Below are 17,413 nucleotides of genomic sequence, written 5' to 3'. Positions count from 1 at the left end.
CATAAGCTCGATTTCGCGTTGCTACATCTCGCTTAGGCAGAGCGCCATATAGAAAGTAGTGCACAAATTACCCTTAGTGTGCAAGCCCACACGTGCAATTTGTTAGCTACTTTCTGCATGGCTGAACTGTAACAATAAAATTATTCTTAGTGATGAAAGAGAGAAAAAGTATGTGGATAGCAGATGGATGGAAAGATTATGAAGTAATCGATTCTTCAAAAGGTGAAAAATTAGAACGCTGGGGAGATTATATATTAGTTAGACCGGATCCACAAGTTATTTGGGACACACCGAAGAAAGACCCAAGATGGAAGAAAATGAATGGTCACTATCATAGAAGCAGTAAAGGCGGCGGAGAATGGGAATTCTTTGATTTGCCAAAACAGTGGACTATTAATTATAAAAATTTAACTTTTAACCTTCAGCCTTTTAGTTTTAAACATACTGGACTTTTTCCGGAACAGGCTGCTAATTGGGACTGGTTTTCAAAAAAGATCAAGGAAGCAGGTCGGGAAGTTAAAGTTTTAAATTTATTTGCATATACAGGTGGGGCTACTATATCCGCGGCAGCAGCAGGTGCAAGTGTAACCCATGTAGATGCCTCTAAGGGTATGGTTACGTGGGCTAAAGAGAATGCAAAATCTTCCGGTCTTGAAGATGCTCCAATTCGTTATTTAGTTGATGATTGCGTGAAATTTGTAGAACGAGAGATTCGAAGAGGAAATAAATATGATGCTATTATTATGGACCCTCCATCTTATGGAAGAGGACCAAAGGGAGAAATCTGGAAGATAGAAGAGCAGATTCATGCTTTTATAAAGTTATGTACTGGAATTCTTTCTGAAAAGCCTCTGTTCTTCCTTTTAAATTCCTACACAACGGGGCTCCAGCCGGCAGTTTTAACATACATGCTGTCTGTCGAGTTATGCAGCCGTTACGGAGGCAAGGTAAATTCTGATGAGATTGGGCTGCCTGTAATTGGAAATGGATTAGTATTACCTTGTGGTGCTTCAGGAAGGTGGGAAAGCTAATGTCTGAAAGAATCCGGATTGCAAATGAGGGCGATGTAGAAGAGATACTTAATATCTATGGCTATTATATTAACTCTACTGCAATTACATTTGAGTATGAAGTACCATCTTTATCAGAGTTCAAGAAAAGAATGGAGAAGGTTCAGAAGCAATTTCCGTGGCTGGTCTATGAAAAAGACGGGGCGATTATTGGATATGCCTATGCTTCTCTCCATAAGGAGAGAGCAGCTTATCAATGGAATGTAGAACTATCCATATATTTATCTAATAACAATACTGGTAACAGGGTCGGAACAAGACTATATGAGTCCCTATTAAATATTGTAACATATCAGGGATATAAGAATGCTTACGGGTGCATTACTCTTCCAAATGAAAGGAGCATTGCTCTACATAAGCGGTTTGGATTTGAGGAAATTGGTGTATTTCATAATGCAGGGAACAAATTTAATCGTTGGCATGATGTGATATGGCTTGGAAAGCAGTTGAAGGAGTATGAGGATATCCCTGAACAGCCAATTCAAATTGGTAAATTAGATGAACATATAATTAAAGAATTAATAGGTTGACATAAAAAACACGGGTACTTTCCAGTACCCGTGTTTTTTAGTTTTAGCAGCATACAAAATATTTCATAAAATCGAAAAAAATCAATATATGATAAAAGAAAATCCTATGGAGATTTCATGGGGTATGGTTATAATTAACAATAAGAACATAAATAAGTCCTACAAATTATTAAAAATGTAGAAAAATGCAACGGTATAAATATAAAAAAACATAATATTACATAAATAAAGCTGGATTTATAATGAACGTTTCGTTCATATAAATAAATTGTAAAGGGTTAACATAATAAAATCAGGGAGGAAAAGAAATGAAAAAAATTTTAGCGTTATTACTAGTTTTATGTATGACATTATCACTGGCAGCCTGCGGTGGCAAAAAAGAGGAACCTGCAACTACAGAATCGGTGAAAGAGACAGAAGAAGTAACAGAAGAGCCAGCAGAAGAATCTGCAGAAGCAAAAACAATCAAAGTTGGTGTTGCGATCTATAAGTTTGATGATAACTTTATGACAGTATATCGTGAAGAGCTCCAAAGATATTTCGAAGAAGATATGAGCAAAGACGGTGTTACATATGAAGTTACTGTTGTTGATGGTAAAAATGACCAGGCAGAACAGACAAATCAGATTCAGAACTTTATAGCAAGTGGTGTTGATGTAATTGTTGCGAATTTAGTACAATCTTCCGCAGCAGCATCTGTGATCAATTTATGTAAAGATGCTGACATACCGGTTGTATTTATTAATCGTGAACCTACTGCTGATGATTTAGCACTATGGGATAAAGTTGCTTATGTTGGAGCAGATGCCAGACAATCTGGTACTTTCCAAGGGGAAATCATTAATGAAACTCCTAATAAAGGTGATTTTAATGGGGATGGAAAAATTAATTATGTTATGGTAGTTGGTGATCCTGAAAATGTTGATGCTAAGTATAGAACAGAATTCTCTATCAAGGCGGTTACAGACAGCGGCATGCAAGTAGAAAAATTAGTAGAACAACGTGGTGACTGGGATCAGGCAAAAGGTCAGGAAATCGTTGCTCAGGCTTTAACTCAATACGGTAAAGATGTTGAAGTTGTATTCTGTAATAACGATGCTATGGCTCTTGGTGCTTATCAGGCAATTGAAGCTGCTGGAAGAAAAGTTGGAGAAGATATCTATTTAGTAGGTGTGGATGCTCTTGATGAAGCAGTTGCATATGTAAATGAAGGCAAGATGACAGGAACAGTACTTAATGATGCGAACGGACAATCTCATAAAGCCGCTGAAGTTGCTGCATTGGTAGTAAACGGCGAAGCGATTGAAAAGAATTATACCGTTGATTATGTAAAAGTTATCAAAAAATAAGTAATATCCTGTAAAAGTATATAGAAATTGAGTGTGCCTGGCACACTCAATTTTCTGACGATGGAATGAAAGTACCTTTCCATTGTAAGAAAGGGAGGTTAAGATATGGCAGAATATTTATTAGAGATGCGCGGAATCAGTAAAAGCTTTCCTGGTGTAAAGGCACTTGATGATGTAACCATAAAGATTAGACCAGGGACTGTACATGCCCTTATGGGGGAAAATGGAGCTGGTAAATCTACTTTAATGAAATGCCTGTTTGGCATATATTCCATGGATGCTGGAGAAGTATGGTTTCATGGGAAAAAAGCACATATTATTAATGCGAATGACGCACTCCACAAAGGGATTGCTATGGTACACCAAGAACTACAGCCAATTCAAGAAAGAAGTATTGCAGAGAATATTTTTTGTGGGCGGTATCCAACAAAGAAGATTTTAGGTTTTACTTTCATCGACCATAAAAAAATGTATGAAGAAACAGAAATCTTGCTAAATGAAGTACGCATGAAATTTAATCCAAAAGCAAAGTTATCGACGTTATCCGTATCCCAGATGCAGTCAGTTGAGATTGCCAAAGCGGTATCGGTGGATGCGAAAGTAGTGATTATGGACGAACCAACTTCTTCTCTTACTGAAAATGAGGTAGAAGCTTTGTTCAAAATCATTGAAGATTTAAAGAATAGAGGAGTATCAATCATATATATATCCCATAAGATGGATGAAATCCTAAAGATTTCAGATGATGTATCTATTATGCGTGATGGTAAATACATTGGAACATGGGAAGCAAAAGAGTTAACTACGGACATGATTATTTCCAAAATGGTTGGTCGTGAGCTTACCAATCTATTTCCGCCAAGAGAAAATGTACCAGGTGAAGTAGTGCTGGAAGTTAAGAACTTTACTTCTATCTCACCAAAATCATTCAAAAATGTAAATTTTAATCTTAGAAAAGGTGAGATCCTGGGAATCGGTGGATTGGTTGGAGCACAAAGAACAGAGCTTATGGAAGCTTTGTTTGGAATTCGTTCAACCGTTAGCGGGGAGATTATATATAGAGGCAAACACCTAAAGATAAAAAGGCCACAGGATGCCATTCGTAATGGTATAGCATTGCTTACAGAAGATAGACGTGCAACTGGAATATTTGGAGTGTTATCCATTGCAGACAATGTTTCTATTGCATCCTTAGATCAATATGTAGATTTGCATTTAATCCTTAATCACCAAAAAATAGGCAAACTTGTACAAGACAATATTGCCAAATTAAGTATTAAGACGCCAAGTAGTAAAACATTGATTCAGAGCCTGTCAGGGGGAAATCAGCAAAAAGTTATTATCTCCCGCTGGTTAGCGAATAATCCGGATGTCTTAATATTAGATGAACCAACCCGTGGTATTGATGTTGGGGCAAAATACGAAATATATGTGATTATGGCTGAACTTGCTAAGCAGGGAAAGAGTATTATAATGATTTCTTCTGAAATGTCTGAGCTCATCGGGATGTCTGACCGGATTATGGTTATGTGCGATGGTAATGTTACAGGTGAGTTATCAAGTTCTGAAGTGTCACAAGAAAATATAATGAGCTTAGCAACGAAATTCGCATAGGGGGGATATCAAGTATGGATAAGACTTTAAATAAAAATTCAATATTAAAATTAGTGGAGAATAATGCTATTACAATTATAATGATTATTATGGTAATAGTTGTTGGTATATCAAAAGATAACTTTATATCAATAAGCAATTTTAAAAATATCTCAGTAAATACTGCAGTTCGTTTTATTATTGCTCTTGGAATCAGTGGCTGTTTAATTACAAAGGGAACGGATCTTTCTGCAGGACGTATTGTTGGACTTGGTGCATGTATTTCAGCAATCTTACTTCAAAAGGCAGACTATGGTTCAAAATTCTTTCCAAATCTGGGTGAATTGCCAATACCTCTTGTAATTTTAATCACTGTTGCAGTCTGCTGTATCTTTGGAATTTTAAATGGTGTGATTATATCTTTTTTCAAAGTGCCGCCATTTATTATGACTTTAGGCATGCAGACATTCGTATATGGTATTACCCTTGTATTTACAGGTGCCGATCCAATCGGAGGCTTAAGAGATGATTATACTATGGTTGCAAGAGGTACATTTCTTGGAATACCATATCTATTTATCATTGCATTTGTGTTCGGCTTAGTCTTCTGGCTTCTGTACAATATGACAAAGCATGGTAAATATATGTATGCTGTTGGTGGCAATGAAAGTGCAGCAGAAGTATCCGGTGTTAATACAAGCAAAACCAAGATCATAATATATGGTTTGGCAGCTGTCCTTTATGGGGTTGCAGGTTATCTGCTGGCTGCAAAAGCGGGTGGTGCTTCTGTTAATACTGGTTACGGATATGAACTTGAAGCAATTGCAGCATGTACCATAGGTGGTGTTTCAACCAACGGCGGTGTTGGTAAAATTTCAGGAATATTAATTGGTGTACTTGTATTTGAGTTATTGAAATCTTCTTTACAGTTCCTGGGAGTAGAAACATCTTATACATATATCGTACAAGGTTTAGTAATTGTAATTGCAGTTGCCCTTGATTTAAGAAAGTATCTGGCTAAGAAATAAAGAATAAAATCCTATGATAGGGCTGTTACAAGGGTATATTGTGACAGCCCTATACATAATCAAAGGAAACTTAATTCAGCCGGTATTCATCAGATAAAAATTGAAAAATTCTCAAAGAAATGTTAAAATCAGGTAAGAAAGGATGTTGCTTAAATGGGGCTTTACAGGATTATGCTGGTAGATGATGAAGAAGAGGTAAGGACAAGCATTATTAAGAAAGTTGAATGGGAGAAGATTGGATTTCAAATTATTGGTGATGCTGAGAATGGCAGAGAAGCTCTTGAGATGGCAGCATTATTAGAACCTGATGTAGTAATCACGGACATTAAGATGCCATTTATGGATGGGCTTACTTTGGGGGAGAAACTAAGAGAGATCTTACCCTCTGTTAAAATAGTAATTTTTTCGGGGTTTGATGATTTTGAATTTGCGAAACAAGCCATAAAATTGAATGTAGTAGAATATGTATTAAAACCAGTTAATGTAGAAGAATTAACTGGAATCCTCCTAAAATTAAAACGGAATATAGATGAAGAAATTAAGCAGAAAACAGATATTGAAATATTAAGACGACATTATGTAAACAGTTTGCCTGTAATCCGTGAAAGATATCTGACAGGGCTTTTAAATAGAAATATTACAGGGAAACACTATAAAGAACCATCAGGAAGTTATAAAAGTAAATTAGATGAAGGAAACTTATGGGCAGTTTCATTATTGTACATAGAAGCAATTGAAGCAAATGAGAAAAAAGATGACTTCCCATTTCTCAATGAAAGAGAGTTGATTCCTTTTTCTATTAAGCAATTAGCAGATGAAAAATTAGAAAATTACTCCATTGAAAGCTTTTTTATTTCAGATAAGCTGGCAATTATAGCGGCTTTTAGATCAGGGGATGAGATAGACGGATATATTGATGCGTTGAATGATATCTGCAAAGAAAGTAAACGTATCATTGATCTGAATGTTACAGCGGGTATCGGAGCTTTAAGCGATAATCTGCTGAACTTATCTATATCTTATGAAGGGGCTGAAAATGCTCTTGATTACAAGATGATACTTGGTACGGGAAAGGCAATATATATTAACGATGTAGAACCAGATCAGGTAATCCAATTACAATTTGATGATCAAAGTGAACGGGAATTATTAGCTGTTATTAAATTTGGATCGGAAGATGAAATAAAGAAAATGATTGATTGCCTGATCGGGAGATTTGAAAATGTTACTCTGCCTTTTAAACAGTATCAGGTATACTTGCTGGGAATTGTCAGTTCTATCATGAAAGTGGTTCAGGGATATGAATTAGATATGGACAATATATTTGGGAGTGAAATCGACTACTTCGATAGATTAGCTGCATTTCAGTCAGCGGATGAGATTAAGCAATGGTTTACTACAATATGTATAAATTTAAGTTCTTATATTAATAAGGAAAGAACCAGTACGACCAAACAAATTGTGAAAGAGGCAAAGCAGTATATCTTAGAAAATTATGAAGATCCTTTGCTTTCTGTTGAGACTATTTGTGAACATCTTCATATCAGTACAGCTTATTTTTCAACTCTATTTAAGAAAGAAACGGGACAGAGTTATGTAGCTTATCTGACTAAAGTAAGACTTGAAAAGGCTGTTGAACTATTAAACACCACAGATTATAAAACTTATATTATTTCCAATAAAGTAGGCTATGCAGAACCTAATTACTTTAGTTATGTTTTTAAGAAACAATTTGGAGTATCACCTTCAAAATTCCGAGGTAGATAAGAATTCATGATGAAAAGAATGTTTCAAAACATAGTAGAAAAAATTTTAAGAACTTATAGGAAGAGAAGTATCCGGTTCATGATATCCGTTTCTTTTTCAGTCAGTGCCGTAATTGCCATGTTGCTGGTTGGAGTTTCCTTATATTTGAGATTTGTTGCCCAGGTTAATACTATTATACAGGAAGATAATCAGAATATTATTGAACAGGTAAATCGTAATCTGGATTCGTATCTCCGTAATATGATGAAAGTTTCAGACAGTTTATATTATGATGTAATTAAGAATGTAGACTTAACAGAAGAGTCTATTTATGAAGAGATGAACCTCCTCTATCAGACCAATAGCAGTGCTATTGAGAACATAGCTGTGTTTGATAAAGACGGTGAGCTTCTGGAAGTGGTTCCATTGGCAAATCTAAAACCATCTATTAATATGAAGGAGACTTTATGGTTCAAAAATGCCATGAAGAAAACAGAGAATATGAATTTCTCTACTCCAAGTGTCCAAAACCTTTTTTATACAGCAGATTATCAGTATAAATGGATCATATCTTTAAGCCGGACAATCGAGATAACTAAGGGAAAAGAGATAGAGCAGGGGGTCCTGCTGATCGATATGAAATTTAGTGGGATAGAACAGATTTTAGATCGTGCCAAATTAGGTAATGATGGTTATGTCTATTTGATTGACAGTGATGGAGAAATTATTTATCATCCCAGGCAGCAGTTGATCTACTCTGATATTATAAAGGAAAACAACCTTATTGCAACTACTTATAAAGACGGAAACTGTACAGAAAAGTTTCAGGGAGAAGAGAGAGTTATTACAGTAAAAACAGTTGGATACACCGGATGGAAGATCATTGCTGTTACTCCGCAGAAAGCGATTGAGCTGAACTATATTCAGACGACTGTCTTTGCTATGTTAATAATCGCTTTTACCATATTTATTATTGTATTATTGAATATTTTTATCTCCACTCGAATCTCTGACCCAATTAAGGAACTGGAGCAATCTGTGAAGAAGCTAGAGAATGGGTATATGGATGAAGATATTTATATTGGTGGATCATACGAGATTGAACATCTTGGAAAAACCATTCGAAAAATGGTGGAGCAAATGAAAAAGCTTATGAATGATGTTGTAAATGAACATGAATCAAAGAGGAAAAGTGAACTGGATGCACTTCAATCTCAAATAAACCCTCATTTTCTCTATAATACATTAGATGCTATCGTATGGATGGTAGAGAATGAAAAGCAGTCAGATGCGGTCAGAATGGTCACATCTTTGGCAAGATTATTTCGCATCAGTTTGAGTAAGGGAAAGAATATTATTCCTGTGAAAGATGAATTGGAACATGTTAAAAATTATTTATTGATCCAACAAATGCGTTATAAAAATAAATTTAAATTTGAAGTTAATTCTCAAGAGGAAGTAAATAATTTAGCCACTATTAAATTAGTAATACAGCCACTGGTTGAGAATGCAATCTATCATGGCATGGAATTTATGGATGGAGATGGAGAGATAACAGTAACTGCGTTCCTTAAAGAGGAAGAACTATATATAGAAGTAAGAGATAATGGTTTGGGTATGCCAAAGGAAACGGTAGATAAATTATTAGAAGATAATCATGCATCAAAAGGAACGGGATCAGGAATAGGGTTAAAGAATGTACAAGAGCGTATTCAATTATATTTTGGAGAACAGTATGGACTTATTATAGATAGTGAACCGGATGAGGGAACAGCAATTACGGTACATATCCCGAAAAGACAGATGGAAGAGGGAGGCAAAGTTTAACACTATGAAATTGAGAACAGCAATATTTTTAATGGTAGTTTTGCTATTGCTTTCCCTGTTTATCATTTCATCTACTGATTTATTCATTCCAAGGGAGGACAATGAAGTGTATGATATCTCGGTCATTATTAATGACAGTGATGGAGAGAGATGGACAAATTTCAGAAGCGGAATGGATCAGGCTGCAAAGGAGATGAATGCAAATATTAGTTTCGTGACTCTCTATGATAAAAATAGTTTGGAACAGCAGATAGAACTCCTAAAGAGAGAAATTGATGATGGGGCAGATGCAGTTTTGATCTCCGCTGCCAATAGTAAGAAGTTATCAGAAGCCCTGAATGAAATGGTAATTGAGATACCGGTTCTTGCAATTGATTCTAAATTAGAGGGAAAGCAAGTGAAATCATATATTTCCTCAGATAATTTTAAGATGGGAGAAAAACTGGGGCAGGAAATCCAAAAGAATGCTAAAGAGAAAGAAACCGTTTTAATTTTAAAAAGTAATATGAACAGTAGTAATATCTCTGAAAGATATGAAGGTCTATTGAGTGTTTTGAATAATAGCAGTCATAGTTATGATGTATTGAATTTAGATAAGATAAGTGAGAAAGATAAAGTCAGTAAGATATTACTTACTTATTTAGATGAAAACTCACCGGATATTACAGTTGCTTTGGATGAATCTACAATTGAAGGATCATTAAATGCAATGGAACAGCTTTCCACAGAAGAGAAAATTCATTTATATGGAATCGGTCAAACAAATCGAATTGTATATAATCTCGAGATGGAAAATATTAATAGCATTATCGTTTCGAATATGTTTACAATGGGATATCTGGGAATAAAAAACGCAGTTGATGCGATTCTGCAAAAACCGGTAAAAGATAAAATAGAACTTGAATTTGGTGTGATTGATAAAGAAAATATGTATTCCATCAAAAATCAACGATTACTGTTTCCAGTTCCATAAAGTGAAAAATAATGTATCGGGGGAAAACATTATAATGAATAGAATTAGGAAAAATAAAGATATTATTATGATGATCATATTGTTATGCATAGTTATTATAGTTGCTTTCCAAATTAAAATTTTTGCAGGAAAAGATCAAAAGAAAGTCGACAGTATAAGAATTGGCGTGGCAGCATATAAAGTGAATGATGCCTTTATATCCACAGTATTATCAGATTTATTAGAAAGCGCTAAAGCCTGTGAACAGAAAAACAATATAAAAATCAGAGTAGATATCTCTGATGGGAAAGAAGATCAAATGATTCAGAATGCACAGATTGATAAATATATTGCATTAGACTATGATGTTATCTGTGTGAATATGGTGGACCGTACAATGGCTGCAACTATAGTCGATAAAGCTAAATCTGCGGATATTCCAATTGTATTTTTTAACAGGGAACCTGTGGAAGAAGATATGCTCCGCTGGGATAAGATGTATTATGTGGGTGCAGATGCAAAAGAAGCAGGAGTGCTTCAGGGAGAAATGATTGTTGATGCGTATAATAAAGATAAGTCTTTTATAGACCGTAATGGGGATGGTACTGTGGCCTATGTTATATTAGAAGGAGAATCCGGCCACCAGGATTCATTAGTAAGGACGGAATGGTCCGTTCAAACTTTGAAAAACGGCGGAATGAAGGTGGAAAAATTAACCGGAGCTATTGCTGATTGGGACAGAAATCAGGCGAAAGTCTTTATGGAGAAGTGGTTAAAAGAATATGGAAATCAAATTGAGCTTATTATAAGTAACAATGATGATATGGCATTGGGAGCGATCGATGCCATTAAAATGCTTAATATGGAGCAGATAGCTACTGTTGGAATTGACGGTATCCCCCAGGCTCTTGCTTCTATAGAAGAAGAGAAGTTATTAGGAACTGTAGTAAGTGAAAGTAAATTACATGCCCAGGCAATCTTTGATATTGCATACTCCCTTGGGAAAGAACAAAGTGTTGACACAGAGAAATTAATTCAAGGGAAGTACGTCAGAGTGAAGCAATATAAATTTACAAAAGAAGACTAATTATACATAAATTTAGACAAAAAAAGATTTCAATAATATAAATCTTTGTGTAAATTTAATTCTAAAAAAATGTAAATAATCCTTGCAATCCCTAAAATACTAGTGTATAATCACATTGTTGTGACATTGATAGCTGTGAAGTGTGAGGTTGCTACATATATGTAGGTTATTCCACGGAGCGAATGTCAAGTTATGAAACTGGCGACAAGTCACTGTACAAATCAATAGTTCTACCAAGAGAGTAGATAAACGTGTGTTAATCGTTGCGATACACACGGGTAAGTGTACAGTCACCGCTTGTCGTACTGAAATTAAGTGCGAAAAGGAGGCGACTTTTTTTATGGCAAGTCAAGTAATGAGAATTACACTAAAGGCGTATGATCATCAATTAATCGATCAATCAGCTGGAAAAATTATCGAAACTGTAAAAAAGACAGGATCAAAGGTGAGCGGACCAGTTCCACTACCTACTAAGAAGGAAGTAGTTACTATTCTTAGAGCTGTTCATAAGTACAAAGATTCCAGAGAACAATTTGAGCAAAGAACTCATAAGAGATTAATCGATATCATCACACCAACTCAAAAAACAGTTGATGCATTATCAAGATTAGAAATGCCAGCTGGTGTGTACATCGACATCAAGATGAAAACTAAGTAACAAAGAGTAACAAAGCAAGTAATCCTTTAGGGTTTATCATATAGAGTGGAGCACTCATGGAATAGACCATCTAGGATGATTACACAAAATGTGTAATCCGCTGTAGATTAACAGGAGGTGCAATTTAAATGAAGAAAGCAATATTAGCAACAAAAGTCGGAATGACTCAAATCTTCAATGAAAACGGAGTATTAACTCCAGTTACGGTATTACAGGCAGGACCTTGTGCGGTAACACAAATAAAGACTGTTGAAAATGATGGATACAATGCAGTGCAGGTTGGTTTTGGTGACATTAGAGAAACATTAGTGAACAAACCAAGAAAAGGACACTTTGCAAAAGCAGGTGTTGCAAACAAAAGATTTCTTAAAGAATTCAGATTTGAAAATGCCGGTGAGTATGCAGTAGGACAAGAAATCAAAGCTGACATCTTTGCAGAAGGTGACAAGATTGATGCAACTGCAAAATCTAAAGGTAAAGGATTCCAAGGCGCAATCAAAAGACATGGCCAATCAAGAGGACCTATGGCTCATGGTTCTAAATTCCATAGACATGCAGGTTCTAACGGATCAGCAACCAGCCCGGGTAAAGTTTTCAAGGGCAAGAAAATGCCAGGTCAAATGGGTAGCGTTAAGGTAACAATTCAAAATCTTGAAATTGTTAAAATAGATGTAGAAAACAACCTTATCTTAGTTAAAGGTGCTGTTCCAGGACCAAAGAAATCTATGGTAATGTTGAAAGAAACAGTAAAAGCATAAGAATGCTTTAAGGAAGGAGGAACACACAGATGGCAAACGTATCTGTTTATAATATCGAAGGTAAGGAAGTTGGTTCAATCGAACTTAACGACAGTGTCTTCGGAGTTGAAGTAAATGAACATTTAGTTCATATGGCAGTTGTAGGACAACTAGCAAATAAACGTCAAGGAACTCAAAGCACTAAGACTCGTTCAGATGTTAGAGGCGGTGGAAGAAAACCTTGGAGACAAAAAGGAACTGGTCATGCAAGACAAGGTTCTATCAGAGCGCCACAATGGACAGGTGGTGGAGTTGTATTTGCTCCAAAGCCAAGAGATTATTCTTTCAAGATCAATAAGCAAGAAAAAGCTTTCGCTATTAAATCTGCTTTGACTTCAAGAGTGAATGAATCTAAATTAGTTGTTCTTGATGAACTTAAATTTGATGAAATCAAAACTAAAAAGTTCCAAATAATTTTAGATAACTTAAAACTTAACAAAGCATTAGTTGTTTTAGGCGAAAAAAATGAAAATGTGATTCTATCTGCAAGAAACATTCCAACAGTTAGAACTGCATTAACAAATACTATTAACGTATATGACATCTTAAAGTATGATACAGTTGTATTAACAAAAGATGCAGTAGCAAAGATTGAGGAGGTGTACGCATAATGGCAGATTTAAAATATTATGATGTTATACTTAAACCAATTGTTACAGAAAAAAGTATGAATGCTATGAGCGAAAAGAAATACACATTTTCAGTGAATCCGGATGCAACTAAGAATCAAATCAAAGAAGCAGTTGAAAAAATGTTCCCAGGAACAAAGGTTGCAGGAGTTAACACTATGAATTTAGAAGGCAAAAACCGTAGACGTGGAAACACTTCTGGTAAAACATCTAAAGTGAAAAAAGCAATCGTTCAATTAACAGCTGATAGTTCAGATATCGAAATCTTCGAAGGACTATAAGATTTATAAAGGATGAATGTAGAAATTCATCTTATTATAAGAAGTAAAATACTAAAAATTAATCATAATCAGCAATTGAGACAAAATAATTCAATATTCAATTGCCTAAGTTACAAACGCCAGGGGGCGTTGTTAACGTAGTGAAAGGAGTGCAAATAATGGGAATCAAAAAGTTTAACCCATATACACCTTCCAGGAGAAATATGACTAGCTCTGATTTTGCTGAAATCACAGCAACAACACCTGAGAAATCATTAGTTGTTTCTTTGAAGAAAAATGCTGGTCGTAACAATCAAGGAAAAATTACAGTTAGACACCATGGTGGTGGATCTAGAAGAAAATATAGAATCATTGACTTTAAGAGAAGAAAAGATGGAATACCTGCTACTGTAGTAAGTATCGAATATGATCCAAACAGAACAGCAAACATCGCGCTTATCTGTTATGCAGACGGCGAAAAAGCATACATTCTTGCTCCTAACAAATTAGAAGTAGGAACAACATTAATGAACGGAGATGCTGCGGAAATTAAAATTGGTAACTGTTTACCACTTCAAAATATTCCAATCGGTACTCAGGTTCATAACATTGAATTATACCCAGGAAAAGGTGGCCAATTAGTTCGTTCCGCTGGTAATTCAGCTCAATTAATGGCGAAAGAGGGTAAATTTGCTACACTCAGATTACCATCAGGTGAAATGAGAATGGTGCCAATCATCTGTAGAGCAACAATCGGTCAGGTTGGTAACATTGATCATGAATTAGTAAAGATCGGTAAAGCAGGTCGTAAACGTCACATGGGTATCAGACCTACAGTTCGTGGTTCTGTAATGAACCCTAATGACCATCCACACGGTGGTGGTGAAGGTAAGACTGGTATCGGTCGTCCAGGCCCTGTAACACCTTGGGGTAAACCAGCTCTTGGCTTAAAGACAAGAAAGAAAAACAAGAAGTCTAATAAGATGATCGTAAGAAGAAGAGACGGTAGAAATATTAAATAATTATTTTAAGGAGGTTAGAACCTATGGCTCGTTCACTTAAAAAGGGACCATTTGCGGATGATCATTTACTTAATAAAGTAGATGCTTTAAATAAAGCAGGCGATAAAACAGTTATAAAGACTTGGTCACGTCGTTCTACAATTTTCCCAACATTTGTTGGACACACAATTGCAGTTCATGATGGTAGAAGACATGTGCCTGTATATGTTACAGAAGATATGGTTGGACATAAACTCGGAGAGTTCGTAGCAACAAGAACTTACAGAGGACATGGAAAAGACGATAAGAGATCAAGATAGAAGATTAGCTATTGAAAGGAGGTTTCATCCATGGCAAAAGGACATAGATCCCAGATAAAGAGAGAAAGAAACGAAAACACTAGAGATAGAAGACCGTCTGCTAAGTTATCTTATGCAAGAGTGTCTGTTCAAAAAGCTTGTTTCGTTTTAGACGCTATTCGTGGTAAAGATGTACAAACAGCACTTGGTATATTAGCTTATAATCCAAGATACGCTTCAAGTTTAATAGAGAAATTAGTAAAATCAGCAATTGCTAATGCTGAAAATAACAATGGTATGAATGTTGAAAACCTTTATGTTGAGGAATGTTACGCAAACAAGGGACCAACAATGAAAAGAATCAGACCAAGAGCACAAGGTAGAGCTTATAGAATCGAAAAGAGAATGAGCCACATCACAGTTGTGCTTAATGAAAGATAAGGAGGGCAATAATGGGACAAAAAGTTAATCCTCATGGCTTGAGAGTCGGAATTATCAATGACTGGGACTCAAGATGGTATGCAGAATCTGATTTTGCTGACAACCTTGTTGAAGACTACAATATCAGAACATACCTTAAAAAGAAATTATATAGTGCAGGTGTTTCTAAAATCGAAATTGAAAGAGCATCTGATCGTTTAAAAGTTATTATCTTCACAGCAAAACCTGGTGTTGTAATTGGTAAAGGTGGAGCAGAAATTGAAAAGCTTAAAGCTGAATTAGTTCAATTTACAAGCAAGAAGTTAATGGTAGATATTAAAGAGATTAAAAAACCAGATAATAATGCTCAATTAGTAGCTGAAAGTATTGCAGCTCAGCTTGAAAATCGTATTTCATTTAGAAGAGCAATGAAATCTACAATGTCCAGAACTATGAAGACTGGTGCAAAAGGTATTAAAACTGCTGTTTCTGGTCGTTTAGGCGGTGCTGATATGGCTCGTACTGAATTCTATAGTGAAGGTACTATTCCACTACAAACATTACGTGCAGACATTGATTATGGATTTGCTGAAGCAGACACAACTTACGGTAAGCTTGGTGTAAAGGTATGGATATACCAAGGTGAAGTACTTCCAACTAAAGGATCAAAAAAGGAAGGGAGCGATAAATAATGTTAATGCCAAAGAGAGTAAAGCGTCGTAAACAATTCCGTGGATCTATGGCTGGTAAAGCTACCAGAGGAAATAAGATCACTCACGGTGAATTTGGTATCGTTGCTTTAGAACCAGCTTGGATTAAATCAAACCAAATTGAAGCAGCCCGTATCGCTATGACTCGTCATATCAAACGTGGTGGTCAAGTTTGGATTAAAATATTCCCAGATAAACCAGTAACAAGTAAACCTGCTGAAACACGTATGGGTTCTGGTAAAGGATCATTAGAATACTGGGTAGCAGTAGTGAAACCAGGACGTGTAATGTTCGAAATCGCAGGAGTATCTGAAGAAATTGCAAGAGAAGCATTACGTCTTGCTACACATAAGTTACCAGTTAAGTGTAAAGTAGTATCTCGCGCAGACTTAGAAGGAGGTGCGGGCAGTGAAAACTAGTAAATACGTAGAAGATTTAAAAACTAAATCCGCAGCGGAATTAAATGAAGAATTAGTAGCTGCTAAAAAGGAACTTTTCAATTTAAGATTCCAAAACGCAACAAATCAATTAGATAATACAAGCAGAATTAAAGAAGTAAGAAGAAATATAGCTCGTATTCAGACAGTAATCTCTGAACAGGCAAAGGCTGCTAAATAATCCTAGAAAGGAGGAATTGTTGTGGAAAGAAAATTAAGAAAAACTCGTATTGGTAAAGTAGTTAGTGATAAAATGGATAAGACAATCACAGTTGCTGTTGTAGATAATGTAAAACATCCATTATACAACAAAATTGTTAAGAGAACTTACAAATTAAAAGCTCATGACGAAAACAATGATTGTAATATTGGCGATAGAGTAAAAGTTATGGAAACAAGACCTTTATCTAAGGATAAGAGATGGAGACTTGTAGAGATTATTGAAAGAGCGAAATAATAAGGTGAAACATTTAATAGCGGTATTGAAGAGTGCGCTTGAAAAATGAAACACCGTTGACACTAAGCTCGTGAGATACCTCGCTAAGTGTCAAGGTGTGCGTTTGCACTAAGCTCGTGGGAAACCTCGCTAAGTGCTCATAGCAACCTCGAAAAGACGCTCACTAAGTGTTCGCGATGGAAGGAGTTTAAGCATGATACAACAAGAAACAAGACTTAAAGTTGCCGATAATACTGGTGCAAAAGAATTATTATGTATCAGAGTGTTAGGCGGATCAACTAGAAGATATGCTAATATTGGTGATATCATCGTTGCTTCTGTTAAAGATGCAACACCAGGTGGTGTTGTTAAAAAAGGTGACGTTGTTAAAGCCGTAGTTGTACGTACTGTAAAGGGAGCTCGTCGTAAAGATGGTTCTTATATAAAGTTTGACGAAAATGCTGCAGTTATCATTAAAGATGATAAGAATCCAAAAGGAACTCGTATCTTTGGACCAGTAGCAAGAGAATTAAGAGAAAAACAATTCATGAAAATCGTTTCATTAGCACCAGAAGTATTATAAG

At 35.6% G+C, this 17,413-nt stretch carries 21 protein-coding genes; all 21 read left to right on the top strand.

All coding sequences use genetic code 11. The features are described 5' to 3' along the window. Positions 1-170: 170 nt before the first annotated feature. The 21 genes from EDD66_RS01630 (at position 171) to rplN (ending at position 17,412) form a co-directional block, all read left to right on the top strand. Positions 171-1,031, top strand: coding sequence for a class I SAM-dependent methyltransferase (locus EDD66_RS01630; protein WP_123607799.1), 861 nt, complete (start codon positions 171-173; stop codon positions 1,029-1,031). Next, positions 1,031-1,600 carry a GNAT family N-acetyltransferase gene (locus tag EDD66_RS01625; protein ID WP_123607798.1) on the top strand — a complete coding sequence of 190 codons (570 nt, stop codon included), beginning with the start codon at positions 1,031-1,033 and terminating at the stop codon, positions 1,598-1,600. The genes EDD66_RS01630 and EDD66_RS01625 overlap by 1 nt, the downstream gene beginning before the upstream one ends. A gap of 308 nt (positions 1,601-1,908) precedes the next feature. Next, entirely contained in the window at positions 1,909-2,949 is a 1,041-nt protein-coding gene (locus EDD66_RS01620) for a galactose ABC transporter substrate-binding protein (RefSeq protein WP_123607797.1), read from the top strand. A 105-nt stretch (positions 2,950-3,054) separates the two neighbouring features. Then, the gene (locus EDD66_RS01615; RefSeq protein ID WP_123607796.1) at positions 3,055-4,563 is read left to right on the top strand and encodes a sugar ABC transporter ATP-binding protein; all 1,509 of its coding nucleotides are present in this window, start codon (positions 3,055-3,057) and stop codon (positions 4,561-4,563) included. A gap of 14 nt (positions 4,564-4,577) precedes the next feature. Continuing rightward, a complete protein-coding gene (locus tag EDD66_RS01610) occupies positions 4,578-5,570 on the top strand; it encodes a galactose/methyl galactoside ABC transporter permease MglC (RefSeq protein WP_123607795.1) in 993 nt (330 codons plus the stop codon). Positions 5,571-5,723: 153 nt separating this feature from the next. Next, positions 5,724-7,337 carry a response regulator gene (locus tag EDD66_RS01605; protein WP_123607794.1) on the top strand — a complete coding sequence of 538 codons (1,614 nt, stop codon included), beginning with the start codon at positions 5,724-5,726 and terminating at the stop codon, positions 7,335-7,337. A 6-nt stretch (positions 7,338-7,343) separates the two neighbouring features. After that, positions 7,344-9,143, top strand: a complete 1,800-nt coding sequence (locus EDD66_RS01600) for a sensor histidine kinase (RefSeq protein WP_330510793.1) — start codon at positions 7,344-7,346, stop codon at positions 9,141-9,143. Between the two features lie 4 nt (positions 9,144-9,147). Then, positions 9,148-10,116, top strand: coding sequence for a substrate-binding domain-containing protein (locus EDD66_RS01595; RefSeq protein WP_170164206.1), 969 nt, complete (start codon positions 9,148-9,150; stop codon positions 10,114-10,116). 34 nt (positions 10,117-10,150) lie between these two features. Beyond that, complete coding sequence (locus tag EDD66_RS01590; protein WP_123607792.1) at positions 10,151-11,182, top strand: galactose ABC transporter substrate-binding protein; 1,032 nt, start codon at positions 10,151-10,153, stop codon at positions 11,180-11,182. Positions 11,183-11,522: 340 nt separating this feature from the next. Beyond that, complete coding sequence (rpsJ, locus tag EDD66_RS01585) at positions 11,523-11,840, top strand: 30S ribosomal protein S10 (protein WP_123607791.1); 318 nt, start codon at positions 11,523-11,525, stop codon at positions 11,838-11,840. A gap of 128 nt (positions 11,841-11,968) precedes the next feature. Further along, positions 11,969-12,598 (top strand): 50S ribosomal protein L3, encoded by a 630-nt coding sequence (gene rplC, locus EDD66_RS01580; RefSeq protein WP_123607790.1) that lies wholly within the window; start codon positions 11,969-11,971, stop codon positions 12,596-12,598. A 29-nt stretch (positions 12,599-12,627) separates the two neighbouring features. After that, on the top strand, positions 12,628-13,248 hold the full coding sequence (gene rplD, locus EDD66_RS01575; RefSeq protein WP_123607789.1) for a 50S ribosomal protein L4: 621 nt from the start codon (positions 12,628-12,630) through the stop codon (positions 13,246-13,248). Then, positions 13,248-13,547, top strand: coding sequence for a 50S ribosomal protein L23 (gene rplW, locus EDD66_RS01570; protein WP_123607788.1), 300 nt, complete (start codon positions 13,248-13,250; stop codon positions 13,545-13,547). Before rplD ends, rplW begins: the two co-directional genes overlap by 1 nt. Positions 13,548-13,705: 158 nt before the next feature. After that, a complete protein-coding gene (rplB, locus tag EDD66_RS01565) occupies positions 13,706-14,548 on the top strand; it encodes a 50S ribosomal protein L2 (RefSeq protein WP_123607787.1) in 843 nt (280 codons plus the stop codon). A gap of 23 nt (positions 14,549-14,571) precedes the next feature. Then, a complete protein-coding gene (gene rpsS / locus EDD66_RS01560; protein ID WP_123607786.1) occupies positions 14,572-14,847 on the top strand; it encodes a 30S ribosomal protein S19 in 276 nt (91 codons plus the stop codon). A gap of 30 nt (positions 14,848-14,877) precedes the next feature. After that, on the top strand, positions 14,878-15,267 hold the full coding sequence (rplV, locus tag EDD66_RS01555; protein ID WP_123607785.1) for a 50S ribosomal protein L22: 390 nt from the start codon (positions 14,878-14,880) through the stop codon (positions 15,265-15,267). A gap of 11 nt (positions 15,268-15,278) precedes the next feature. After that, positions 15,279-15,938, top strand: coding sequence for a 30S ribosomal protein S3 (gene rpsC, locus EDD66_RS01550; RefSeq protein WP_123607784.1), 660 nt, complete (start codon positions 15,279-15,281; stop codon positions 15,936-15,938). Next, a complete protein-coding gene (rplP, locus tag EDD66_RS01545) occupies positions 15,938-16,375 on the top strand; it encodes a 50S ribosomal protein L16 (protein WP_123607783.1) in 438 nt (145 codons plus the stop codon). The genes rpsC and rplP overlap by 1 nt, the downstream gene beginning before the upstream one ends. Beyond that, a complete protein-coding gene (gene rpmC, locus EDD66_RS01540) occupies positions 16,365-16,574 on the top strand; it encodes a 50S ribosomal protein L29 (RefSeq protein WP_123607782.1) in 210 nt (69 codons plus the stop codon). The genes rplP and rpmC overlap by 11 nt, the downstream gene beginning before the upstream one ends. A gap of 21 nt (positions 16,575-16,595) precedes the next feature. After that, a complete protein-coding gene (rpsQ, locus tag EDD66_RS01535) occupies positions 16,596-16,850 on the top strand; it encodes a 30S ribosomal protein S17 (RefSeq protein ID WP_123607781.1) in 255 nt (84 codons plus the stop codon). Between the two features lie 193 nt (positions 16,851-17,043). Beyond that, entirely contained in the window at positions 17,044-17,412 is a 369-nt protein-coding gene (rplN, locus tag EDD66_RS01530; RefSeq protein ID WP_123607780.1) for a 50S ribosomal protein L14, read from the top strand. Position 17,413 lies beyond the last annotated feature (1 nt).

Source organism: Mobilisporobacter senegalensis (genome assembly GCF_003752155.1).
Taxonomy (GTDB): domain Bacteria; phylum Bacillota; class Clostridia; order Lachnospirales; family Lachnospiraceae; genus Mobilisporobacter; species Mobilisporobacter senegalensis.
Note: the sequence above shows the minus strand (reverse complement) of the source record. Positions and strands in the feature narration are given on the sequence as shown.